Origin of the sequence: Alkalitalea saponilacus, from assembly GCF_900168165.1 — a bacterium.
GTDB classification, from domain to species: Bacteria; Bacteroidota; Bacteroidia; order Bacteroidales; family Marinilabiliaceae; genus Natronoflexus; species Natronoflexus saponilacus.
Window position 1 is genome coordinate 1 of the sequence record NZ_FUYV01000017.1, and the last position, 24,180, is coordinate 24,180.

17 protein-coding genes are annotated in these 24,180 nt (G+C 39.2%); 9 read left to right on the forward strand and 8 right to left on the reverse strand.

The window, feature by feature from the left end:
• A partial coding sequence (locus B5X70_RS13215; RefSeq protein ID WP_200812616.1) for a hypothetical protein occupies nucleotides 1-218 on the reverse strand: 218 nt, incomplete at its 3' end.
• Nucleotides 219-523: 305 nt separating this feature from the next.
• Here B5X70_RS13215 and B5X70_RS18385 point away from each other — a divergent pair.
• From B5X70_RS18385 to B5X70_RS13240, 5 genes are all read left to right on the forward strand, one after another.
• Entirely contained in the window at nucleotides 524-1,693 is a 1,170-nt protein-coding gene (locus tag B5X70_RS18385) for a hybrid sensor histidine kinase/response regulator (RefSeq protein WP_079558385.1), read from the forward strand.
• A 41-nt stretch (nucleotides 1,694-1,734) separates the two neighbouring features.
• Nucleotides 1,735-2,118 (forward strand): response regulator, encoded by a 384-nt coding sequence (locus B5X70_RS13225; RefSeq protein ID WP_079558479.1) that lies wholly within the window; start codon nucleotides 1,735-1,737, stop codon nucleotides 2,116-2,118.
• A 323-nt stretch (nucleotides 2,119-2,441) separates the two neighbouring features.
• Nucleotides 2,442-2,825 carry a BlaI/MecI/CopY family transcriptional regulator gene (locus B5X70_RS13230; protein WP_079558386.1) on the forward strand — a complete coding sequence of 128 codons (384 nt, stop codon included), beginning with the start codon at nucleotides 2,442-2,444 and terminating at the stop codon, nucleotides 2,823-2,825.
• Between the two features lie 26 nt (nucleotides 2,826-2,851).
• Nucleotides 2,852-4,363 (forward strand): M56 family metallopeptidase, encoded by a 1,512-nt coding sequence (locus B5X70_RS13235; RefSeq protein ID WP_079558387.1) that lies wholly within the window; start codon nucleotides 2,852-2,854, stop codon nucleotides 4,361-4,363.
• A gap of 147 nt (nucleotides 4,364-4,510) precedes the next feature.
• Nucleotides 4,511-5,782: a tetratricopeptide repeat protein gene (locus B5X70_RS13240; protein ID WP_079558388.1), complete on the forward strand. Its 1,272-nt coding sequence runs from the start codon at nucleotides 4,511-4,513 to the stop codon at nucleotides 5,780-5,782.
• On the opposite strand, the gene B5X70_RS13245 is transcribed toward B5X70_RS13240, so the two are convergent.
• Complete coding sequence (locus B5X70_RS13245; RefSeq protein WP_079558389.1) at nucleotides 5,783-6,664, reverse strand: transglutaminase-like domain-containing protein; 882 nt, start codon at nucleotides 6,662-6,664, stop codon at nucleotides 5,783-5,785.
• 41 nt (nucleotides 6,665-6,705) lie between these two features.
• A complete protein-coding gene (locus B5X70_RS13250; protein WP_079558390.1) occupies nucleotides 6,706-7,581 on the reverse strand; it encodes a nucleoside phosphorylase in 876 nt (291 codons plus the stop codon).
• 406 nt (nucleotides 7,582-7,987) lie between these two features.
• On the opposite strand from B5X70_RS13250, the gene B5X70_RS13255 reads away from it, so the two are divergent.
• A complete protein-coding gene (locus B5X70_RS13255; RefSeq protein WP_079558391.1) occupies nucleotides 7,988-8,443 on the forward strand; it encodes a DUF4293 domain-containing protein in 456 nt (151 codons plus the stop codon).
• Between the two features lie 16 nt (nucleotides 8,444-8,459).
• Here B5X70_RS13255 and B5X70_RS13260 read toward each other — a convergent pair whose 3' ends face one another.
• The 3 genes from B5X70_RS13260 to B5X70_RS13270 form a co-directional block, all read right to left on the reverse strand.
• Nucleotides 8,460-9,950: a M20/M25/M40 family metallo-hydrolase gene (locus B5X70_RS13260; protein ID WP_079558392.1), complete on the reverse strand. Its 1,491-nt coding sequence runs from the start codon at nucleotides 9,948-9,950 to the stop codon at nucleotides 8,460-8,462.
• Nucleotides 9,951-9,998: 48 nt separating this feature from the next.
• Nucleotides 9,999-11,261, reverse strand: a complete 1,263-nt coding sequence (gene odhB, locus B5X70_RS13265; protein WP_079558393.1) for a 2-oxoglutarate dehydrogenase complex dihydrolipoyllysine-residue succinyltransferase — start codon at nucleotides 11,259-11,261, stop codon at nucleotides 9,999-10,001.
• 212 nt (nucleotides 11,262-11,473) lie between these two features.
• Nucleotides 11,474-14,293 (reverse strand): 2-oxoglutarate dehydrogenase E1 component, encoded by a 2,820-nt coding sequence (locus B5X70_RS13270; protein WP_079558394.1) that lies wholly within the window; start codon nucleotides 14,291-14,293, stop codon nucleotides 11,474-11,476.
• A gap of 152 nt (nucleotides 14,294-14,445) precedes the next feature.
• Here B5X70_RS13270 and B5X70_RS13275 point away from each other — a divergent pair, with 152 nt between their 5' ends.
• A complete protein-coding gene (locus B5X70_RS13275; protein WP_079558395.1) occupies nucleotides 14,446-17,304 on the forward strand; it encodes a PD-(D/E)XK nuclease family protein in 2,859 nt (952 codons plus the stop codon).
• 159 nt (nucleotides 17,305-17,463) lie between these two features.
• On the opposite strand, the gene trmD is transcribed toward B5X70_RS13275, so the two are convergent.
• The gene (trmD, locus tag B5X70_RS13280) at nucleotides 17,464-18,144 is read right to left on the reverse strand and encodes a tRNA (guanosine(37)-N1)-methyltransferase TrmD (protein WP_079558396.1); all 681 of its coding nucleotides are present in this window, start codon (nucleotides 18,142-18,144) and stop codon (nucleotides 17,464-17,466) included.
• Between the two features lie 190 nt (nucleotides 18,145-18,334).
• Between trmD and B5X70_RS13285 the strand changes: the two genes are divergently transcribed.
• Nucleotides 18,335-20,329: a DUF349 domain-containing protein gene (locus B5X70_RS13285; RefSeq protein WP_079558397.1), complete on the forward strand. Its 1,995-nt coding sequence runs from the start codon at nucleotides 18,335-18,337 to the stop codon at nucleotides 20,327-20,329.
• Between the two features lie 38 nt (nucleotides 20,330-20,367).
• Here B5X70_RS13285 and B5X70_RS13290 read toward each other — a convergent pair whose 3' ends face one another.
• Nucleotides 20,368-22,182 (reverse strand): glycoside hydrolase family 9 protein, encoded by a 1,815-nt coding sequence (locus tag B5X70_RS13290; protein WP_079558398.1) that lies wholly within the window; start codon nucleotides 22,180-22,182, stop codon nucleotides 20,368-20,370.
• A gap of 363 nt (nucleotides 22,183-22,545) precedes the next feature.
• Here B5X70_RS13290 and B5X70_RS13295 point away from each other — a divergent pair, with 363 nt between their 5' ends.
• Nucleotides 22,546-24,162 (forward strand): CTP synthase, encoded by a 1,617-nt coding sequence (locus B5X70_RS13295; protein ID WP_079558399.1) that lies wholly within the window; start codon nucleotides 22,546-22,548, stop codon nucleotides 24,160-24,162.
• Nucleotides 24,163-24,180 lie beyond the last annotated feature (18 nt).

Genomic DNA, 24,180 nt, shown 5'->3' on the forward strand with positions numbered 1-24,180 from the left:
ATTGCAACCAGTATGCGTATAGGAGCATTAGGGGTGCCGTTATCCTTGCAATATAAAGGTCGGAAGATATTTTCATCAATTCGCATGGTGATCTGTTTACGGAACTGATTATGCCATGCCTGTTTATCTTCGTACATCTTAAGCGAATTGCCAGAAAACAAAGATTTGGACGACGTAAATATATTTAGCTGACCTGATTCTGATGATTTTTTAAACATTTATGGCTCTTTTTATGATGCAACTAAGATACACAAAATGATTGAAATACGCAACTAATTATTTGATATATAATACATTATAAATAAAATCACTTTTCGGAGTGGACTCATGTTTTAATTTAAAACCCATATACAACAAAAAAAGATTCATTGGTCAATAAAAACTAAACAGTTAACAAAATTCCATCAACAAAACATCACATAATATCGTAATTATATCTATATTAAATGTCTATATCTCTACCATTTATTAAGAGTAACTGATAAATACAGGTTGTTACTTATAAAACATAACCCCAAAACCAATGAACAAAACCAAGAGCAAAATACTAATTGTTGATGACAGCAAGGTAAACCTCACCCTACTGAATAAATCCTTAAGTCTGGAAGGCTATCCGTTCGATCAAGCTATGAATGGTTTAGAGGCGTTGGATTTACTGGATAAAAATCGATACGACCTAGTGTTACTTGACATCCACATGCCGGGAATGGACGGTTTCGAAGTTTGCAAGAAAATCAGAAATAACCCAGAACTTGCAAACCTTCCGGTACTCTTTCTTACTGCTCAGAGCGACCGGGAAAGCATAATTGAAGGGTTCAGGGTTGGTGCACAGGATTATATCATCAAGCCCTTCGATCACCAGGAACTAATTATGAGGGTGGAAACCCATCTAACATTAAAACATAGTTTGGAGCAGCTTAAAACATTAAATACATCCTTAGAAACCGAAGTAAGAGCAAGAACAGTAGAGTTACAAAAAGCCAAGGAAAAAGCTGAGGAGAGCGACCAATTAAAAACCGCTTTCCTTCAAAACTTATCACATGAGATCAGAACGCCGATGAATGGAATTCTCGGATTTACACAGTTATTAAAAAGGAAACCGGACGACCCAAGCAGCTATGCATATTATGTTGAAATGATTGAATTATCGGGGATACGAATGATGAACACCATCAATGCTTTGGTCGATATCTCAAAAATTGAAACCGGTCAAATACTTTTGCATCGAACGGACTTTAGCATCAATAATCTGTTGATGGAAATTATGCAACTACATGAAAACTTTGCAGAAGAGAGAAAACTCTCAATTGAAATAAAAAATCATTTGCCTCCATCATTTAAAACCATTCATTCAGATTACGACAAACTAAGTAAAATACTATCAAATCTGGTTGATAACGCCATAAAATTTAGTTACTCAGGCTCTATAATTATCGAATGCACCAAAGATACTGACTTCGTTAATTTTTATATTAAAGATTCAGGAATAGGTATTCCAAAAGAAATGCATGAAGCAATATTTGAGAGATTTATTCAAGCTAATACAGAGCTTTCGAGAGGACACGAAGGTATTGGGCTTGGACTTCCCATATCAAAAGCGTATATTGAAGTACTCGGCGGGACAATATCATTAGAGAGTGAACCTGGTAGAGGTTCGGTTTTTCATTTCAGAATTCCCGCTAATAATGAATAATGCAATAAAGGAGAGATGCATAATATATGAATGAGAGTTATATGGGGACATCAGAACAGTTGTGCCGACTAAAAGTCCTTATTGTTGAGGATGACTTTATTAACATGGAATTTCTCGTTGAAATTCTCAGACTATATGTTGCTGAATTATTTCGTGCGACCAATGGCCAAGAAGCCATTGACATGACATTAAACCAAAGTTCATCCATTGATTTGATTTTAATGGATATTAAAATGCCATTCATGGATGGATTTGAAGCTACAAATACTATCCGCCAACATGGATTAAATATCCCAATCATTGCGCAAACTGCCTATGCCACAGAATTCGACAAAAAAAGAATACTACAGGCAGGTTTTGATGGTTATATCTCTAAACCCATTGACGAAAAGTTATTAATTCAAACAATATTGAATGTACTTTAGCAAAGTGGAGGAAGATTGCTGCGTACGTTTTTTCACATATCCATAATCAACATCTGCAATAAAATTAACAACACCCCTTTTGGTGGTTCATCTCAAAACGGGACAACAAAATCTTACCATAAGGAATACTAGTTAACTTATCTGTATTTCAGATCGGTGCTCATAGGGTAATATGTTGCACTGAAGAATCCATTCTCATATACTCAGTTCAATTACAAACAAACACACCGACTAATTATTTAGTTATTTTTAACACCTCCCCTATTGACTGACTAATTTCTTAGTCGTTATTTTGATGTTACATTTAATAAACAAGAAAAAAAATGCAGTTAACCAACGCAGAAGAACAAATAATGCAGATTCTTTGGCGATTACAGGAAGGTGCAGTCAAGGACATCAGAAATGAGTTTCCGGATCCAAAACCTGCACGCAACACCGTTTCGACCATTATCCGCATATTAGAAAAGAAAGGACATGTTGATCATAAAACTTATGGCAACGTTCACGTCTATTTTCCTCTTACCAAAAAAGAAGATTATTCAAAAAAACAGCTGTTGGGTTTGATGAAAAACTACTTTAACAATTCATTCCCTGCTCTGGCCTCCTTCTTTGCCAAAGAAACAGATCTCTCAGTTCAAGAGCTCGAAGAGCTGTTGGAACAGACTAAAAAAGAAATTAAAAAATCAATGAAGAATTCTGAAGAATAAAAAACAGAAACTTAAACCAATCCGTTATGAATGCTTTAATCCTCTATCTTTTGAAATCGTCGCTGTGGCTCTCAGCCTTCGCCTTGGTCTATTATCTATTTTTACGCAACCAACGACTATTCTTTGCAAACCGAATATTCCTGATTGCAGGAATATTGGCCTCTATCATATTACCCTTCTTCACATTTTCCTATCCAACACTGTTAGTTGATTCGTCAACATATACCGAACAGGTGATTGTTGGGGAATTAGTTGCAGGAGAAGTCATCACTGAAGATATCACCAGACGCCTAAATTGGGTGTTCATTTTACCGGTACTGTTTGCCATAGGTCTGCTGACATTTAGTTCCAGGCTTCTCTATCAAACCTACATTCTACTTAAAGAAATTGTTGTTTCACCACAAACTTACGTCAATAACTTTACAGTTATAGAATCAAACCGATACCCTGCCCCGTTTTCATTCTTCGCTTATATTTTTATTAATCCCTCTGCTAATAAAAGCGATATAAAAGAAATTGTGAGACACGAGGCGGAGCATATTAAGCAATATCATTGTATTGACCTGATGCTCTCCGAAATTGTCCGTTTGTTGCTTTGGTTTAACCCTATTGCATGGCTATATGGTCACTTTGTTCGCCAAAACCACGAATATCTTGCAGATAATCACGCAATACAAAACTGCAGTAATCCGGCAATTTACAGAGCGGTTCTCATTAACCAGATGATTGGCGGTGAAGCCATACGTTTGGGTAATATGTTCTGCTATTCACTCAACAAAAAAAGATTTATCATGATGACCCAAAAAACGACAACAGCTTTACAAAAATTAAAATTCCTATGGATTATTCCGGCCATTCTGGTTGCAGTATTTGCATGCACAAAACTGGATGACAACTATGGTTCTATCGAAAAAGGGGAGCACTCTTCCTCCACAATCCCTCCACATGAAGAGGGGGTTATTTATTTCATTGACGGTGTCATTACAGACGTCCATGAGGAGGTTTTAAACAAAGTACTGACTCCAGATATGATAGCCTCTATTCAAATTTATAAAGATGAGTCTGCCCTTGAGAAATTCGGAAATCTTGGGAAAAATGGGGTAGTTGAGATAAACACCCGGACTCAGGATTTTGGTAACACGCTGGCTGATTTTTATCGAAACCTGACTGATGATCAAAGAGCTAATCTTCCAAGAGAAACAATTCGCAGCAGTGATGGAGAGCAAGTTTTTATGGTGGTAGAAGAAATGCCTGTATTCCCTGGAGGGATCGAAGCACTTCAAAACTACCTAAGAGACAACGTAAGCTACCCTATTCAGGCAGCTGAAGAAGGAATTCAAGGGCGCGTATATGTTCAATTCGTCATCACTAAAGAAGGTGAAATAGACAATGTTAAGATACTACGTGGAGTTCATCCTTTACTTGATAATGAAGCACACAGGGTAGTCCGTAAAATGCCTAGCTGGCAACCTGGAAAACAAAGAAACATAACAGTGGCCGTAAGTTACACAGTTCCCATAAACTTTGTCCTTAACTAGGAAGAGTAACAAAACAAACCCAAACCCGGCAAAGGTAGAAGTTGCCTGATAAATTCTATTCTCATGTTTTTATAGATATGAACACAATGGGATTTTTATCGGGCAACCTCTTCATAAGAATACAATACTAACCCAAAAAGAAATCCCATGCTAAAATTATTCATAATACTAATGCTTCTGGCAATGCCAAAGCAAATGTCAGCATCAAACTATGAGGTAATTACAAAACTTATTGCTGAGCACAAATATGATGAAGCATTGGAGCAAATCAAACTCGCAGAATCATTAGAATCAGGATTGCTTCATCTTAAAATCAGGGCACTCAGAAACACAAACAGATTTGAAGAAGCCATCAAATTCCAGCAACAACTATACAGTCAGGACAGCACAAATGTTTATTACATTCTGGAATTGGCCAATGGTTATATGTCAATGTACAACTACAGCAATGCAATTTCATTCTTCGGTAAAGCAATCCGATTAGACCCTCAAAACTTATACATCAGGCAGAGGCTTGCCGACGCATTGTTCAATAACAACCAGTTTTCAGAAGCAAAACCACATTACATAAAATGCCGAAAAACTCACTCCACGCACCATCTAAATAAACAATTGGGAAGAATATATGAAAACATGAATCAGCCCGATTCCGCCATTTACTATTATGAGTTATCATTAAATCAAAATCCTCATGATTACACCGTTGTTCTGAGGCTTACAAACATTTACCGAAGAAATGACCAGGTGAAGAAGGCACTAGCTACATCAGACAGATATTTAAACATTAATAACAACAATCTCCGCGTATTAAGATTAAATGGTCAACTGCAATTCATTACAGGAAATTACAAAAAGGCAATTCTTAGATATGAAAGATGCTTAACACTTGGAGATTCCAGCCTGCATGTGCTGCAATATACAGGGATGTCTCTTTTCAAATCAGATGATTATGCAGGAGCCATTCCTTTTTTGGAAAAGGCATTTCTGGAAGCTGAAAACAACAGCAACATTTGTCTGTTGCTTGCGCTGTCATACATATATACCGGAAAATCTGAGTCAGCCATTCATCAACTACATGAACTAATCGGGATAATAACACCTTCTCCTGCTCTTTTGGCCACAGCCTACCAACATTTAGGAGAAAGTTATACCGATATCAACGAGCATAACACTGCAATTGAGATATACAAACAGGCCATCATTACCATTCCAAATGATTATCGTTTTCATTATTTTTTGGCTGATTTGTATGACAATTGGTTCAATAATAAGGAAGAAGCTCTAATTTATTATGAAAACATTTTGAGCGCAAACAACGAAAACGAGGAACCACTTTCCGGAATGAATCATTTATTGATTAAACATATTGAGAACCGCGTAAATCATATCAAGAAGGAATCCTTTTGGAGTGCTAATTGATCATCCGGAAATATTACCAAAAAGAGATAACAATTCCTGAATTTCAGCGGCTTTTTCCTTGTGACCTGAAGTTTCGTAGGCATAATATATATTGTTCAGCATACGTTGAACAATATCCTTGTTGCTACATGGCAAAAAGTAATTGACCTTTGGTTCAAGTTTTTGTTGTTTTACAAAAAACTCAATTTCCTTTCTACCCAAAACAGCTCCTTTGTTAATGGGATTTATATAGAAAAGAACCGACATTTCCGTTTCCTGTGCAATGGTATTTAAGTCAGCTGCATCATCAAGATAAGCCAGAATAAAATTCTTCGGAAGGTTTACTCCGTAAACCGGAATTCCTAATCGCAATGCAATAACAGAATATATTACTGAGAGTGAAATAGGGTTACCCTTTCGCGTATCCAGCACATCACAGATTAAGGAATTTTGTGGTGCCATAAAGTTACTGTTGTTACGCGTGTACCCGTGAACATCAAAAAGTATATGATTGATTATGCGAACTTTCTCAAGCGCTGTTAGGTGATCATTTAACTCCAACCACACGTCCTTGCGCAGCTGGTTAATTTTATCGTTAATTGACTGATAAGTCAATTCAGGGTATTGATATTTTGATACGAGATAAGCTCCGTACAAAAGATCATCCTCTGAATTGGCAAGCCAGCTTCGAAAACCGCTTTTTACATTTTTAAACTGGATATTATGAATCAGGTTTTCGAGACGTTTTTGGTGCTTAGAGTCAAAGGTCGTCTCCCAGGCTTTTTCAAGATCAGGAATTATATCGACCTCCTCCTTTAAAAGCTCTCCTTCAACGGTACTGAATATCTCCTCATTAGGATCATCAAGTAGAGTTATAAGTGCCTGAATTTTATTCTTATCCATATTCTTAAAACATGTAGTTAATAAAACGGAAAGAAAACGTTCTATTTGGCTAAAGCATTTAACACATATTCAATTAAACGATTAACTACAACTTTGTAATCTTTACTATAAGTTCCTGCCAACCTGTTAGCAATGATGGCACAAACTGTGGCAGCCTGATGCCCCAACAAGGCAGATAATCCATATATGGCCGAACACTCCATTTCATAATTGGTTATCCTGAAATCATTGTAGCGAAATGCTGTGATGCGTTCATTGATATCCTTCATGGCCAATGGCAAACGAATAACCCGTCCCTGCGGTCCATAAAATCCGGGTGCCGAAATGGTGACCCCTTTTATGACAGCATTTGAGTCCAATTGCTTCAACAGTTCATCCTCTCCATTAACAACATAGGGTGCTGAAAGGTTGTTCTGAAAGCCCACTGATTTAACAAAGGACTCTTCAAATTTCAAATCACTAACCTCATCCCGACGTTCATAAAAATTAAGCAATCCGTCAAATCCGATGGCCTTTTCGCTCAACAACCAAGTGTCAACCGGTAAATCAGCCTGAAGGGAACCGGACGTGCCAATTCTGACAATCTTTAATGACTTATGCTCTTTTTTGGGTATTCTGGTGGAAAAATCTACATTTACAAGCGCATCCAGTTCATTCAGAACTATATCAATATTATCAGTTCCTATTCCGGATGAAAGTACAGTAAAAGATTTACCTTGGTAAACCCCGGTTTTCCATACAAACTCACGATTGCCGCCTTCAAAATCAACTTTGTCAAAGAAGGCAGCAACACTCTCCACTCTGCCCGGGTCTCCAACAAGTATAACCCTGTCACTTAATTCACCGGGCTTAATATGTAAATGAAATACCGATCCATCTGGATTAATGATCAACTCTGACTCTGCTATTCTTTCCATTTATAACATCTTTCATTTAAATCGACAAAGGGTTCTGAAAGCAACCTTTGAGTCAAATACTGCATTCGACTTCACAAAATTAAGAGAATTAAAACAATCCCATTATTCAATTTAATAAAAATTCAATAATTTACAAAACATAAGTTATCAACATGGTTGTTAATTTCTTTTGAAAAATAAGAGAAAACAATATTAACAAAACAATACATTTTGTTAATATCAATCAATCTGAAACTTCCCAACAAACCATATCACACTAATATCCTGAAACATACAATCCAAAAAAAACGGATCAAATTCATCACCGTGCATAAATCAAAAGAATACAACCAGGCTGGCAACTATACAAAATCACTTTTGTTAGGATGCGATTCATTTTTTCTTTCTATTTTTGCAAAAAAAAGAGATGATACAACGGATTCAAACGGTATACTTATTAATTGCCCTTACACTTACTGCCATTTTATTTTTTGTGAATATGGCCGAGCTTGCATCTGTAACAGATAATTACATTCTTACATTTAAAGGCGTAACAGATATTACTACCAGCGAAACTGCCATCAATAGCCTTGCTTTAACTTTGTTAATAACAGTGACAACCGTAGTGATTCTGGTTTCGATTTTCATGTTCAAAAACAGAATTCTTCAAATACGTATTTGCGGCCTTGCAATCGGGTTACTCATAGGAATTTCAGCCATGATTTATTTCGTTGGAAAAACATCTGCCAACGAATTAGGCGCTGAACTTGCCTTTAAATGGCCTATCATTGCGCCTTTAATCTCATTGATTTTTATTGTAATGGCCATGCGTGCCATTGGCAAAGATGAAGCACTGGTAAGAAGTCTTAACAGAATCAGGTAGTTGTTGTGGAAGAATATTAGAAGCGGTAACCAATTCTAAAACGGTTGCTGCTGCTTCGTATCTTAAGAAGATCATCATCAGCAACACCAGTTAATGCCTGATGATAAACAAAGCCTAAGTGAAATTTCAACATATCAATTCCAAGTCCATACTGAAATCCCCATTCATGGTCTTTGTAGTATGTTGAAAAATCAATGGTTTCACCTCCGTTTTTCCCATTAAAATGGTGTTGATAATAACCACCCGCAAAAGGATACATGCGAAAGATACCACCATGCATACTCATTAAATTATACTGTATATTTAATGGAAGCATCACAGAATGTCTGCGAAAAGAGCCTTCCGGCGATTTACTTCCATTATAATCATATAGCACTTCAGGTTGAACAACAATTTTCTGCCCCATGTGAATTCTCAGAAAAAAACCTGCACCAAATCCAAACACATCATCGGCTGTGAAAAACTCATCGGGGTATAAGTGTCGGCTTCTTCCTAACATGGCGACAGCGCCAAAATCAAAACGAACGTTTCCCGACTGAGCAAGAAAACTACCGGAAGGCTCAATGGATTCCTGAAATGAGAGAATCTTAACCAAATCTACTGTAAAGTTTTTCACCTTTGCCATCTCTTCATATTGAAGAAGATGGGCTAAATCTCCAGGTTGATGATAAGGCGAGTGTGGACCAGTATGAACATGAACAGAAGGTATTCCGGCCAAGCCAAAATACCAGGTATCTGTCCGTTCCTCAATGCGAGAACCCTGTTTCCTGAGTATCAGGTTGTGATTTCCTGCAAGGTATCCTGCCAACTCTTCACCTCCGGCAATGGAACCTATACCTTTTAAATTTAATCCTTCATTGCTGCGGTACATTCCAACCATATCAAGACTAAACATGGTTTTTATATCTTTGGATGCAAATCTCTCATCTTCAATAAACCAGCGTGAGCCAATCAGGCCACTCTCTTCGGCGTCAAAAGCCACGAATATAAGGCTCCTTCCATGACTTTCAGGGTTGGTGGCAAAATACCTGGCCATTTCGAGCATTAGAGACACTCCAGATGCGTTATCGTCGGCACCGGGAAAAATAACCCGCTCATCTCCTCGCATTTCATATCCTAAATGGTCGTAGTGCGCACCAATTACGATGTACTCATCCTTTAGTTTTGAATCATGACCTTTCAGAAAACCAACCACATTGGTACCGTATATATTTGCTATAACTCCACTTGTACTTCTAAACTCAAAATGGTGGAAATAATCTTCTTTGAATGAAGTCAGCCCGATTTCAGCAAATTGATTCCGGATGTAATCCCTTGCTATATCTTTACCCCTGGTTCCCAGTCCGCGACCCTCGAGACTATCTGCTGCCAATATGGTAACATGCGTCTCAAGTCGCTCTCGAAGCTCCTGAGAATAAAGGTTTCCTGATACAAAAATCAGGAATAGCAGTGTAATTAAAAAATGGTGCGTTCGCACCATTTTTGGGGTCAGTTTATTATTTATCATTGTGGTATATTAAAAGGAAATAAAAATAATCAATTTCACCCAATAAACCTACAACCCTAACAAAGCTTCCTCTGCACTTTTTCCTCCAAGCAACATAGATAACGGATTTTCAATCATTTTTTTAACATCCACCAAAAATCCCACAGAATCTTTCCCGTCAATGATGCGGTGGTCATAGCTCAACGCCACATACATCATTGGCCTGATTTCAACCTTTCCGTTTACAGCCACCGGTCGCTCAACAATGTTATGCATTCCAATGATGGCAGATTGCGGTGGATTAATCAGCGGAGTGGAGAGCATGGAGCCAAAAACACCCCCATTGGTCAGTGTAAATGTGCCGCCGGTCATCTCTTCCAGCGAAACTTTTCCTGTTCTGGCTTTTTCAGCTAATTCTTTCAGTGCTGACTCTATTTGTGCCAACGATAAAGAATCAACATTTCTGATTACCGGAACCATAAGTCCTTTTGGGGATTGCACTGCCACAGAGATATCAACATAATTGGGAGTCACGATCTCCTCCTCATCAATCATACTGTTTACCATTGGGTGCATTTTTAATGCGTAAGCCGAAGCCTTTAAAAAGAATGATATCAACCCGATTTTAAAACCATACTTTTCAACAAAAGCTCCCTGGTGTTTTTTGCGTAAATCCATCAGCGCAGACATATCTACCTCGTTGAAAGTTGTGAGCATGGCCGTTTCGTTTTTAACCTGCACCAGCCGCTTGCTCAATTGTTTTCGCAATTGAGTCATTCGCTTTCGCTCTACATCGCGCGACACTTCACCTCCTGAGGATATTAATTGACCATCGGCATCCTGTAAATCAATAACTTTATCAATCTCTTTTGTTGTTAGCTTTTTTAAACCTGCCAACACATCATTCAGATTCAACCCTTCTGCCTCCATCTTTTTGCGGGCCAAAGGTGTTAACTTTACGTCTGAATCTGGTTGCGATTCATTCGTCGAAACAGTTTGTCCGGACTCGTCGGCTACCGGAGCTTTCTCCTTTTCTTCGGCTTTCAGATTTTCCTCAGCTTCATCTTCATCGCCATTTATTTCTTCAGGAACTTCAACAGAGGTGTCGATTTTGCAAACAACGGAATTTACCTTTACCACATCGCCTTCGGATGCTAAAAGTTCAATTTTTCCGGATTCAGGAGCGGTTAACGACAAGGTGGCTTTGTCAGACTCTATCTCTGCCAAATCCTGATTCTTCCGCACTAAATCTCCGTCGGACACCAGCCAGGATGATAGTTCAACTTCAGATATTGATTCGCCGGGTGTTGGAACTTTTACTTCTGTTATCATATTCAGTGTTCAGTTAGCAGTGTTCAGTTAGCAGTGTTCAGTTAGCAGTGTTCAGTGTTTTTAGTTGATGGTTCATAGTTCATAGTTCAGTGTTTTTGGTTCATAGTTCATGGTTTTGGGTTCTTTAACTCCCAACTATCAACTCCATCAACTATCAACTCCCAACTATCAACTTTAAACTTTAAACTTTCACTGGTCATTGATATATTCCGTTATATTGAAAATTTATCTGATTCAGCAAAATAGTAATGTGCTTTGAGAATTTCCTCGCGAGGTTTTCCTTCAAGGCAATTCAAATTACAATATGGCAATTTTAATTCACAATGACACTTTTTGAAAACCTTTCCAATGATTTCATTCTGACCAACCAGATGCAGACCTGCAAGACCTGTTGCCGGACTGGCACTGGCAATGCGTGCCACAGGAACAATATTTTTACCGGGCAACATACTGCGAATATAATTCCATGCTCCCATGTTTTCAGGCTCTTCCTGCACCCATAAGGTTAAAACGACATTCGAGTATTTTGCAAACAAGGCTTCTACGGCCTCTTTCGGAAATGGATGAAGTTGTTCAATCCTTATCAATGCCACGTTGGTGGCATTGAGTTCTTCCTTTCGTGCCAGTAAGTCGTAGTAAATTTTTCCGGTACATAAAACAAGTCTCGTAACATTTTTTTCATCCACATTAGAGTCATCAATGACCTCCTGAAAACGACCATCCTGCATATCTTCCAAAGAGGAGACACATTTTGGATGTCGCAACAGGCTTTTGGGTGTAAACACCACCATCGGAACCCTGAAATCCCTTTTAATATGCCGCCTAAGCGCATGAAACAGGTTAGCCGGGGTGGTAAAGTTCATGACTTGCATATTATTGCGGGCTGAAAGTGACAGAAATCGCTCCATTCGTGCACTTGAATGTTCAGGCCCTTGTCCTTCGTAAGCGTGGGGCAGATATAATACAAGACCATTCATCAACCCCCATTTTTCCTCTGCAGAACTGATGTATTGGTCGACCACCACTTGCGCGGTATTGGTAAAATCGCCAAATTGAGCCTCCCAAATGGTAAGGCCTTTTGGAACCCCAAGAGCATAGCCATACTCGAATCCCAAAACCCCGTACTCGGATAGGGAAGAGTTATAAACATTAAAGGATAATGGATTTTCATCCAGATGTTTAAGCGGGATGTATCGTTCATTCATATCCTCAACCGTAAAACCGGCATGCCGATGGGCAAAAGTTCCTCTTTCTGAGTCCTGTCCGCTCAAACGGACAGGGTGACCTTCAGCAACCAAAGTGGCATAACCCATCATCTCCGCCATGGCCCAATCCATTTTATTGGCCTGCATCATCTTTTTTCGGTCGGCCAGAATTTTATGAACCTTATTAAAAAATGGCTTGTCTTCCGGCAAGTGATTTAATTTATCACATAACTCTTTCATTTTAGATATCGGTACGCCTGTTTTCATCTCCCCATTAAAATCCTCTCTTTTGGGGTATCGGAAATTATTCCATAAATCAGGCATAAACCGTGCAATGGACATCTTTTTTATTTCGGTAGAAGCATCAAACTCCTGCTCGAGATGATTCTCAAAATCAATGACCATTTGTTTCATCTCCTGACGTCCCAAAACGCCTGTTACTTCGAGATGTTTTGCGTAAATATCCCGTGGATTGTGGTGATTGGCTATGGCTTTATACAACGTAGGTTGTGTAAAGCGTGGCTCGTCGCCTTCGTTGTGACCATATTTGCGATAGGATAAAATATCAATAAAAATATCGACATTAAACCTGTGACGAAATTCCATGGCCAGTTCAAATACGTAAGCTACCGCTTCCGCATCATCACCATTAACATGGAATACAGGACTGTTGATGACCTTGCCAACATCGGTACAATAAGTACTGGAGCGTGCTTCAAGATAGTTGGTTGTAAAACCAACCTGATTATTTACCACAACGTGAATGGTTCCCCCGGTTCGATAACCCGGTAGTTTTGACATCTGTACCACTTCATAAACCACTCCTTGTCCGGCAATGGCAGCATCGCCATGAATAACAACCGGCACAACTTTGTCAAAATCCTGATTGTAGGCATGGTCAATTCGGGCTCGGGCTAAACCAACGGTGACCGGAGTGACCGCTTCCAAATGCGATGGATTGGGCAGAAGACAAAGGCGTACCTTCTCACCATTGTCCAAATCCATATAATTATCGTAACCAAGATGGTATTTTACATCACCAAGAGACACGTTATCGTCGTATTCATCGGCCACAAATTCCTTGAAAACCTTGCGATAGGGCTTCCCGAGAATATTGGTAAGCACATTCAGTCTGCCACGGTGCGCCATCCCAACCATAAACTCCTTAACACCCATTGAGGCACCTTTTTTGATAAGTGCCTTGAGTCCGGGAATAAGTCCTTCAGACCCTTCGAGGGAAAAGCGCTTCTGACCCACGAACTTTTTGTGAACAAAAGCCTCAAAACCAACGGCATGATTGAGGTGTTTAAAAATGGATTTCTTTTTTTCGAGGGAGTATTCGGGCAGATTGCGCACAGACTCCATTCTCTCCCGGAGCCAATTCACCATTTCCGGATGCCGAACGTAGAGATACTCCACACCCACCGACTGACAATAGGTTTCCTGCAAGTGTTTTATAATCTCCCGCAAAGGTGCTGCACCAATTCCAATTTGGTTGCCGGCCTCAAATACAGTATCCAAATCTTCCTCTTCCAAGCCAAAGCTCTCTATATCAAGGGTTGGAAAATACTTGCGCCGTGCACGAACCGGGTTTGTTTTAGTAAAAAAATGACCTCGCTGACGATAGCCGTGAATCAGATTTATCACGTTGAATTCTTTGCTAATTATCTTTCCGGGAACTGCCTGAAAATGTTTCAGGGCAAAATCAAACCCTTTAAAGAATTTGGCAAAACTCTCATCTACTGAGTCGGGGTTTTGCTTATACTGTTCGTATAATGCTTCGATGGACTGTATGTCACTGTTTCCTATAAACGAAAAATCATCCATAATTAACTCTATGTCTCTATTAAGAAAGGAATTCACACCTATTTTCAACCGGTAAAACGAAGGTTTTACCATTTCGAAAATCTATGACTCCCTTCGTAGAATTGGCAAAATATTTAAAGGACAATTGTATATTTGTAAAAATAGTAAATAATATGCAAACTTTCCTTGAGCAGTTAGCACACCATCATACCAGTAAACATTTAACAGAAATAAACGATTTTTGTTTTGTTTTCCCCAGTCGACGAGCAGGGCTTTTTTTTAGTCGTTATCTGTCGCAACAAATATCGCGTCCGGTATGGGCACCCAAAATCCTGACCATTAATGAATTCTTCTCAGAAATAGACCCTACGCCGGTGGCCGATTCCATCACGCTGCTCTTCAAACTCCATCTATCCTACCAAAAAGTAATGGAAACCGACATTTCCATTGATGAATTCATCCCGATAGGCGAAATGTTGTTGGGTGATTTTAATGATATTGATAAGTACCTCGCCAAACCTGCGCAACTGTTCTCAAATTTGGCGGCCATTAAAGCTTTGGACGATGATTTCTCACATCTGTCACCAGAGCAGATATTAGCCATTCAAAGCTTTTGGAGCAGTTTTAACCCTGAAAAGATATCGGAACAACAAGCCTATTTCCTTGCTCAGTGGGAAAAAATGTACGATTTGTATAACTGTTTCAGAGACGATTTGAAATCAGGAAACGAAGCCTACGAAGGGATGGTTTTCCGCTCGGTAGCGGAAAACGCCGTTAAAGAGAAATCAATCTCCATTCCATATAAAAAAGTGGTATTTGCAGGTTTTAACGCACTCAACGAGTGCGAAAAAGAGGTTTTCCACATTCTTCAAAACCAGAAAAAGGCACAGTTTTATTGGGATTACCCGGAATGGATTTTTCACAACACAAACGATAAATATGCTGTTCAACACGAAGCAGCACGCTTTCTGCAAAGTAATTTACTGAACTACCCCTCTCCAGACGACTGGCAACCGCCATTTTCAGAGAAAATGGCAGATATAACCATTGCATCGGCCACTAATGAACTGGAGCAAACCCGCCTTGCCAATTATTACCTTAAAAGCATGGCCGAAAACCGTCCCGACCCGGAAAAAACGGCACTGGTTCTGGCCGACGAACAACAACTTTTGCCGGTTTTACATGCCATTCCCGAAGAGTTTTCAGCCATTAACATTACCATTGGCTATTCATTAAAAAACACCCCTGCCTATGCTCTGGTGGAAAACCTTTTGGCCATGCAAAAAACCACCAGAAAAACCAAAGAAGGCAAAACATGGTTCTACCATCGCGATGTACTGGCTCTTTTGCGACATCAGTATATGCACATTATTACCGATGGAAAAAATCTTGAATTGATAAATAAGCTGATTAAAGCAAACCAGTTGTTCATCGTAGATGAACAACTGAATGTGGATTCAGTAATATCGTCCATTTTCAAAAAAACAGACACAACTGAGGAATTGACCAAATATCTCAACGATATTCTTGTAAAAATTTATAAAGACCTGGAGAAAGGCAGCAACAATCAGGTTGAGATGGAGTTCATTTATCATCTCTATACAGTGATTAAAAAGTTATCGGATATATTGGCAGCACTTCCTCAAAAACCGGCTCCGGAAACATGGCAATCGTTGTTCAAAAAAATTGCTTCACAGGAGATGGTTCCATTTAAAGGTGAACCTTTGCAGGGGCTTCAGGTGATGGGAATCTTGGAAACCAGAGCCATTGACTTTGAAAATCTCGTCATTATTGGGCTCAACGAAGGGGTTTTCCCAAAAACCTCGCCGCCAAACACATCCATTCCTTTTAATTTGAGAAAGGGCCATGGCTTGCCAACCATTGAAAATCAAGATTCTATCTTTGCTTACTATTTTTACCGGCTGATTCATCGCGCCAAAAACATTAAACTGATACACACCACCACCCGTTCGGTTACCGAGGAGGGGGAAATGAGCCGTTTTTTGCAACAGCTCTATTACGAATACGGTGGAAGTGTTACCATGGAATCAATTCATCAGAAAGTAACAGTTCCGGTTCATCCGGTAATTACTGCATCAAAAACCGAGGATGTGATGGAGATACTGCATCAATGGACTGAATCGGGAAAAGAGGCATTATCTCCAAGTGCATTAAGTTCATACCTGGAGTGTCCGTTGCGCTTTTATTACAGATACGTGGCAAAGATAAAGGAGCCGGATGACATCAGCGAAGACCTTGACCCGAGGGTTTTTGGGAATCTGTTCCACCAAATGGTGGAACATCTTTACAAACCCTTTGTGGGAAAAGAGGTAACCGCCGATATGATTAAAGAACTTCGTTCAAATAAGGGGTTTATTCGGGATACGATGGACTCCATCTTTGTGCAGAACATTCCTTTTATCAGGCAAAAGTCCAATATCTTTACCGACTTGCAGGGAAAAAACAGCCTTATTTATGAAATTCTTTATAAATATATCATTCGTTTTCTGGAGTGTGAGCAACAAGATGCGCCGTTTCAATTGCTGGCACTGGAAGAGCGTGTTTTCGGAAAGCTAAAAATCAGCGACCAACTAACCATTAATATTGGTGGTACCATTGACCGGACAGATGAAAAAGACGGAACACTTCGAATCACCGATTACAAAACGGGAAAAGCCGGCAAAACCATACAGAGTATTGACAAACTGTTTGATGAAAATCACCATTCAGATAATAAAGCCATATTCCAGACCTTGCTCTACTCTCTGATAAAATCTCAAACCATTGGCCATCAACGAATCGTTCCCGGAGTTATTTCCGTTAAAGATTTATATAAAGAATACGATAATCAACTGTATCTTAAAAACAGACAAAACAAAGAAGTAATCACTTTGGAGCTGGTTAAAGATGAATATATTGAACACTTAAACACCATCCTTGCAGAACTTTTTAACCCGGCTATCCCTTTCAGACAAACATCCAATGAAAAGAGTTGTGCTTATTGTACCTTTAAGGAGAATTGCAGTAAATAGTGTCACTAAGAAAACAACATTTTTTTCAGTCTTTTTTAAGAAAGCGTCAAAGACAAGGCTTTCGAAGGTTTTGAAATCAAGGAGTTTACTTTTCGTAAATGACTGTTTCAAAACCGAGAATAACGCAGTATTTGGCGTTTTCTTATAAAGACTAAATAATTACTTCTCGTCCAACAAATCAGGCCTGAGTTTTTTGGTTCTTTGCCAGGCTTGTTCTTCGCGCCATTGGTCAATTTTTGCCTGATGACCCGACAACAACACATCCGGCACTTTCCAGCCGCGAAAGTCGGCCGGTCGGGTATAAACCGGCGGGGCTAAAAGGTTATCCTGAAAAGAATCTGTCAATGCGGAAGTTTCATCAGAAATAACACCGGGAATTAAACGAACAACAGCGTCAACAACCACGGCAGCCGCCAACTCCCCTCCGGTAAGAACAAAATCGCCAATGGAAATTTCGCGTGTGACATAATAGTCCCTAACACGTTGGTCAACCCCTTTATAGTGTCCACAAAGAACAATGATATTATTCAACAAGGAAACCTGATTGGCGATGGTTTGAGAAAAACGGTCTCCATCGGGAGTCATATAAATGATTTCATCATAACTTCTTTCGCTCTTTAATTTATCCAATAAAAGAGCGATGGGTTCAATCTGCATTACCATGCCTGCTCCCCCTCCAAAAGCATAGTCATCCACTTTTTTATGCTTATCTTGAGAATAGTCTCTAATATCGTGAAAAACAATTTCAACAAATCCGTTTTCCTGAGAACGCCGCAAAATAGATTCGTTAAACGGACCTTCAAACATTTCGGGAAAAAGTGTGAGAATATCTATGCGCATAGTATCTTAATTATAGAACACAAAGATAACAAATAGATGTTTAAAGGAGCCTTTTGGCATGATAAGTTAAAATAAGGAAATGGCAAAAAAACTTTGACCATTCCATGATATGTGATATATTCGTACTTTATAATTAATAAGATAAACTCCATCAGGAGTTTATATGTAGGATCCCCAAACACCCATGGTGATGGAAGCAAATGAACTAAACAAATCATCCGAAGAACGGACGAATTTGAACACCGGCAACCAGTCCGGCAATACTGAACAGACTACTGAACAACAATCCCCCGAGGAGGTTAAAAATTCCGGACAGGAAGACCAAACTCCAAAAAGGGAAGAAAACAAATCGGAAAATCAACCGGAAGAAGTATCTGGTGCAGATGGTCAGGAGTCAGAAACAACGAAATTGGAGAATTCAGAAGAGCCGGAGAAAAAACTTCCGCAGGAAAATCTGTATCCGGAAGAGATGGATTATACTTCTTTATCGAGAGAGCAACTCATAGAGAAATTCAAGGATAATCTTAATAAATATCCTGTTTCAAATATTAAAACCCATGCAGAAGCCATTCGTTTAATATTTGAAAACAAGACCAAAGAGGAAGAAGTAGCGGCCAAACAGAAATTCATTGAATCCGGAGAACCGGAAGAATCATTCGATCCACAACCTGATTTTCTGCAAAAGGATTTTGCCGGACTTTTTGCCGAGTACCGCAACAAAAGAGATGAAGAAAGACTGTCTCAGGAGAACGAAAAAGAGAAAAACCTTAAGGACAAGTATGAAGTAATAGAAGGGATAAAAGACCTCATTAACCGTCAGGAGTCATTGAACGATACTTTTCAGGAATTTAGGACACTGCAACAAAAATGGCGAGATATTGGACCGGTTCCTCAAAACAAACTGCATGATTTATGGGAAACTTTCCACTTGCATGTTGAGAACTTCTACAATTACATCAAAATAAACAACGAGTTGCGGGATCTGGATCTCAAGAAGAACTATGAGTCCAAGCTTGCCTTGTGTGAAAAGGCAGAAACCTTGTTACTGGAGCCCTCGCCGGTGAAGGCATTTAAAACACTCCAGAAATATCATGATCAGTGGAGGGAGATTGGTCCGGTGCCAAGAGATAAAAAAGATGAACTCTGGGACAGGTTTAAAGCAGCGACTTCCAAAATTAATCAACGACAACATGAGCATTTTGAGTCGTTGAAAAATCAATTGCATAAAAACCTTGAGGCAAAAATAGAACTTTGCGAGAAGGCCGAAGCCCTTTTACAACAGGAGATTACATCACCCAGAGAATGGGAAAACAAGAGCAAGCAACTGATTGATTTACAACAAATATGGAAAACCATTGGGTTTGCACCAAAAAAAGACAACAATCTGGTTTACGATAGATTCAGAAAAGCATGCGATGAGTTCTTTAACCGGAAACGCGACTTTTTCAAGAACTATAAAGATGAGCAACAAAATAATCTGCAACTAAAAACAGAACTCTGTATTCAGGCCGAGGCCATGAAGGAGAGTAACGACTGGAAAAAAACAACAGAAGAATACATTCGGATTCAGAAAAAATGGAAAGAGATCGGACCAGTGCCCCGAAAACAATCCGATGCCATATGGAAACGATTCAGAGAAGCTTGTGACTATTTCTTCAACAGAAAATCTAAGTTTTTTAACAACATTGACGCTGAACAAGACGAGAACCTTAATAAAAAAGAAGCTATCATTAAGGAGTTACAAGATTTTGAACTTCAGGATGACAGCGAGAAGTGTTTTGCTGTTTTACAGGACTTTCAGCGCAGATGGTCTGAAGTTGGCTTCGTTCCAATAAAAGATAAAGACCGCATCAATCAGGATTTTAGAAACCTGATTAATCAGAAATTTGACCATCTGAATCTGGATGAAGTCAACAAAAACCTTCAGAAATTCAGAAACAAACTGGAAAACTGGAAATCCAACGACCAGTTTAATGAGAAAATTGGTCAGGAGCGAAACAAAATCATGTTGAAACTCAAACAGCTTGAAAGTGATATTGTACTTTGGGAAAACAACATAGGCTTCTTTACAAAATCTAAAAATTCAGAAGCTTTGGTGCGCGATTTCAAGCACAAAATAGAGAATGGAAAACGAAACATTGAGTTGTTGAATAAGAAACTTGATTTAATTGATGAAATGCTTTAGCATTTCATCAATTAATCAAACCAGACGCGAATCTGCAATCATTCAATTCCTAAAGAGGAGCCAATTGCAACCATCAACCATGAACCATGTTGTAACCACTGTTCTGACCAACGCCACATATGACTTACATCGTCGCCCCACGGAGCAGGTCTGAAAGCAATATCAGACTCATTACCAAAGCCCGCAGTAATTCCGTTCAAAACGCAACCTTTTACATTAAGTTCACGATAATCTGAATATGCAGGTGCATAAGAAGGGTTGTTGTAGCCTCTGCCATGAAGCATAGTCATGTTGAAAGGATTAAGGCCAAGAATCCAGTTCTTTTGATCAGAGGCATAATGTAAAGCTTTTTTCTGTATATCTGAATCAAGATATGGGAAAGCCTGATACATGGCCGTAGCAAGGGAAGCCAATCGTGCATTTTCGCCCTGCCACCAATAGCCAGTTTCGTTGTTTTGAGGAATGAAAAAGGATGTACGCTTACTATCTTCGTTCACTGCTTTTACATACTGCCGTGCATATCCGAAAGGATTATTTACTTCACTGGTAACAGCTAATTCAAAAGCTACTCCGCGGCGAACGCCATCAACAGCAATCGACTGGTACTGTGAGTCTGTCTCAAAATTTAAATAGCGAACCAGAGAAACCACCGGAAGGCCGGCTTCTGCGGCGTGAAAAAATGATCGGATGTTCTCGTCATCAGCACGCCAAAAGTCAGTCATGGTTTCATCGCTTGTAAGGCGAGAAGTTAGGTTTTGCATTCTAACTCTGGCAGCTTCAAGAAACTGCCGATCACCAGTAGCATGATAAAGTTCGGTTGCTGCCATTAAAGCGCAATAGTCGTCAATGATGTTCTCTTTACCATCGGCAATATGCAGATGATTATATTTTTCGAGATGATGGAAACCACGAATAGCTGCCTCGAGGTAGGTTTCTGTTGAAAATTCTCCACTATGTCCTTCAGCAGCAGCTCTGGCAAGTGCTGCAATTGACATACCGCCACCTTCTCTGTAGCCGGCTTCATAATTGTCATTTTTAAAGCCTTCCTGACCAATGTATGCACATATTTCGCGCTGAGCAGGATCCCATGACCAATTGGCAAAGACATTAATGTAAAAGTACCCCTCTTCATCTTGCATCCTAATTAACCAATCAGCACCATGAACTGCTTCTACAATAAGATTAGATTTAAGAACCTCTTTATCATCACCTTTATAATATTTCTCAACATTTTTAAGGGTTTCAAGAAAATTCCAAACAACCATAGGTGCTTGCTGAGGATTCATGAAATTGGCATAACTCAAATGGCTTAGATATTTCCCTCTGTCACCTGATGCATCATACCAACCTCCACTTGCATCTATTATGTCATCTCTTTCACCAAAAAAACTAATATTTTTATCGGCCTCATTAAATTCTCCGGCTGCTCTTTGAGAACGAATTCCTTTGGTGAGTAAATCAAGTGTCGAAATAGCAAGTACCTGGTCATTAATTTCAAATACCTTGCTCTTAACCATACTACCATTCATCTGAACTGCAGCATAATATTTCCCGGGAAGATCAAAATCGGAAAAACTGCCACGATATGCTCTTCCGGTATGCCAAGAGTCTATCGCCCCTCCTGATTCAAAATTTCCGCTAAAAACTTCTTTATCATTCAAATTATGAATGGAAAAGTTGCGAGGCTCAAAACCTCCAGTCGTTTGAAAGACAACAGTTTTTGCTCCACCCGAATTATAACCCAGATGATTTACCAAAACTTCTGAACCTACACCAGCCCCTTCGGAACCAAATCCACAATGAGCAAATAACAAAAATGCAGGCATCATCGCAAATCTTAAAAAGTACTTCATTATTAAATGGTTTTAGTTAAAATCTTAGTCAACTTTAAGACAAAAATAGAAAACAATCTTTTAAAGTGCAAGCGCTTGCATTTATTTAACAATTCAATCATTGTAATGATAATTATCCGTTTCAAATGAAAGATTTCAAAATCAAAAAGAATAAGTTGAAGCAAGATTTAACCAAAAAACTACACATACCTATGAAAAAAAACCAAACTACGCTATGCAATTAATATTTTAGGATAGATTTTGTTACCTTTGTACATTATTTTTCGTAACACAAGCTTAGTTTGCTGAGATTGAGCCACTTCTAAACCGAGCATCTCATTCCGGCAGTTTATCACAAAATGTAGAATTTAACACCAGATCATCGTGCCAGATACACGCTATGTTTTCGTCACAGGAGGAGTTGCTTCGTCACTTGGAAAAGGAATCATCTCCGCATCCCTGGCAAAATTACTTCAAGCCAGAGGTTACAAAGTAACCATTCAAAAACTCGATCCATATCTCAACGTGGATCCGGGGACATTAAACCCCTATGAACATGGAGAGTGCTATGTTACTGAAGATGGAGCGGAAACAGATCTGGATCTGGGACATTACGAGCGTTTCCTGAATGTACCTACCTCACAATCCAACAATGTGACCACTGGTCGCATCTATCAAAATGTAATAAACAAAGAACGAAGAGGTGATTTTTTGGGAAAAACAGTTCAAATCATTCCCCACATAACAGATGAAATAAAAAGGAACATCAAATTACTGGGAAGCAAACACAAGTTTGATGTTGTTATCACAGAAATAGGAGGAACAGTTGGTGATATTGAATCACTACCCTATATAGAAGCAGTTCGTCAGTTAAAGTGGGAACTGGGTTCTAAGGCCATGGTGATTCACCTGACATTGGTTCCGTTTTTGGCTGCCAGCGGAGAGCTGAAAACCAAACCAACTCAACACTCTGTAAAATCACTCCTTGAAATAGGTGTTCAACCGGATGTACTCGTTCTTAGAACAGAACATCATTTGGATGCTGACATTCGCAAAAAAGTAGCTCTTTTTTGTAATGTTAACAGCAAAGCTGTTATACAATCAATTGATGTGAGCTCCATATACGAAGTTCCTGTTAAAATGCAGGAAGAAGGCCTGGATGAAATTGTGATGGAAAAACTTAACCTCCCGATAGATCAAAAACCTGAACTGAAACAATGGAAAGCATTTTTAAGCAAGCTTAAAAATGCAAAAAAAACAGTTCGCATTGGTTTGGTTGGGAAATACGTGGAACTACCTGATGCATATAAATCCATCATCGAAGCTTTAATTCATGCAGCCACATACAACGATCATAAACTTGATATCCAGCTAATTCAAAGCGAATCAATTACAACTGAAAATATCAAAAGCAAATTAAAAGATCTACAGGGCATTCTGGTTGCTCCGGGATTTGGCCATCGTGGGTTCGACGGAAAACTGGCAGCAGTAAAATATGCTCGTGAAAACAACATTCCCTTTTTAGGCATTTGTTTGGGCATGCAATGCGCTGTTATAGAATATGCACGTGATGTTTTAAAGTTGGACAAAGCCAACTCTAAAGAGATGGATCACACAACTGCATACCCCGTTATTGATCTCATGGAAGATCAAAAAAACATTACAGATAAAGGTGGTACGATGCGTTTGGGTGCTTACGATTGTCAACTAAAGAAAAACAGCAAAACATATCAAGCATACGGAACTGAACTTATTAAAGAACGTCACAGACACAGGTACGAGTTTAACAACGATTTTCTAAAGCGATTTGAAGAAGGCGGAATGATAGCAGCTGGCTGCAATCCGGATACGGGTCTGGTGGAGATCATTGAAATCCCTGATCACAAGTGGTTTGTCGGGGTACAATTTCATCCGGAATACAGTAGTACAGTAGTGTCGCCACACCCATTATTTATGGCATTTGTAAAGGCTTCCATTGACGATAAGAAATCAACAAAATAAAATAATTCCCAAAAAGAA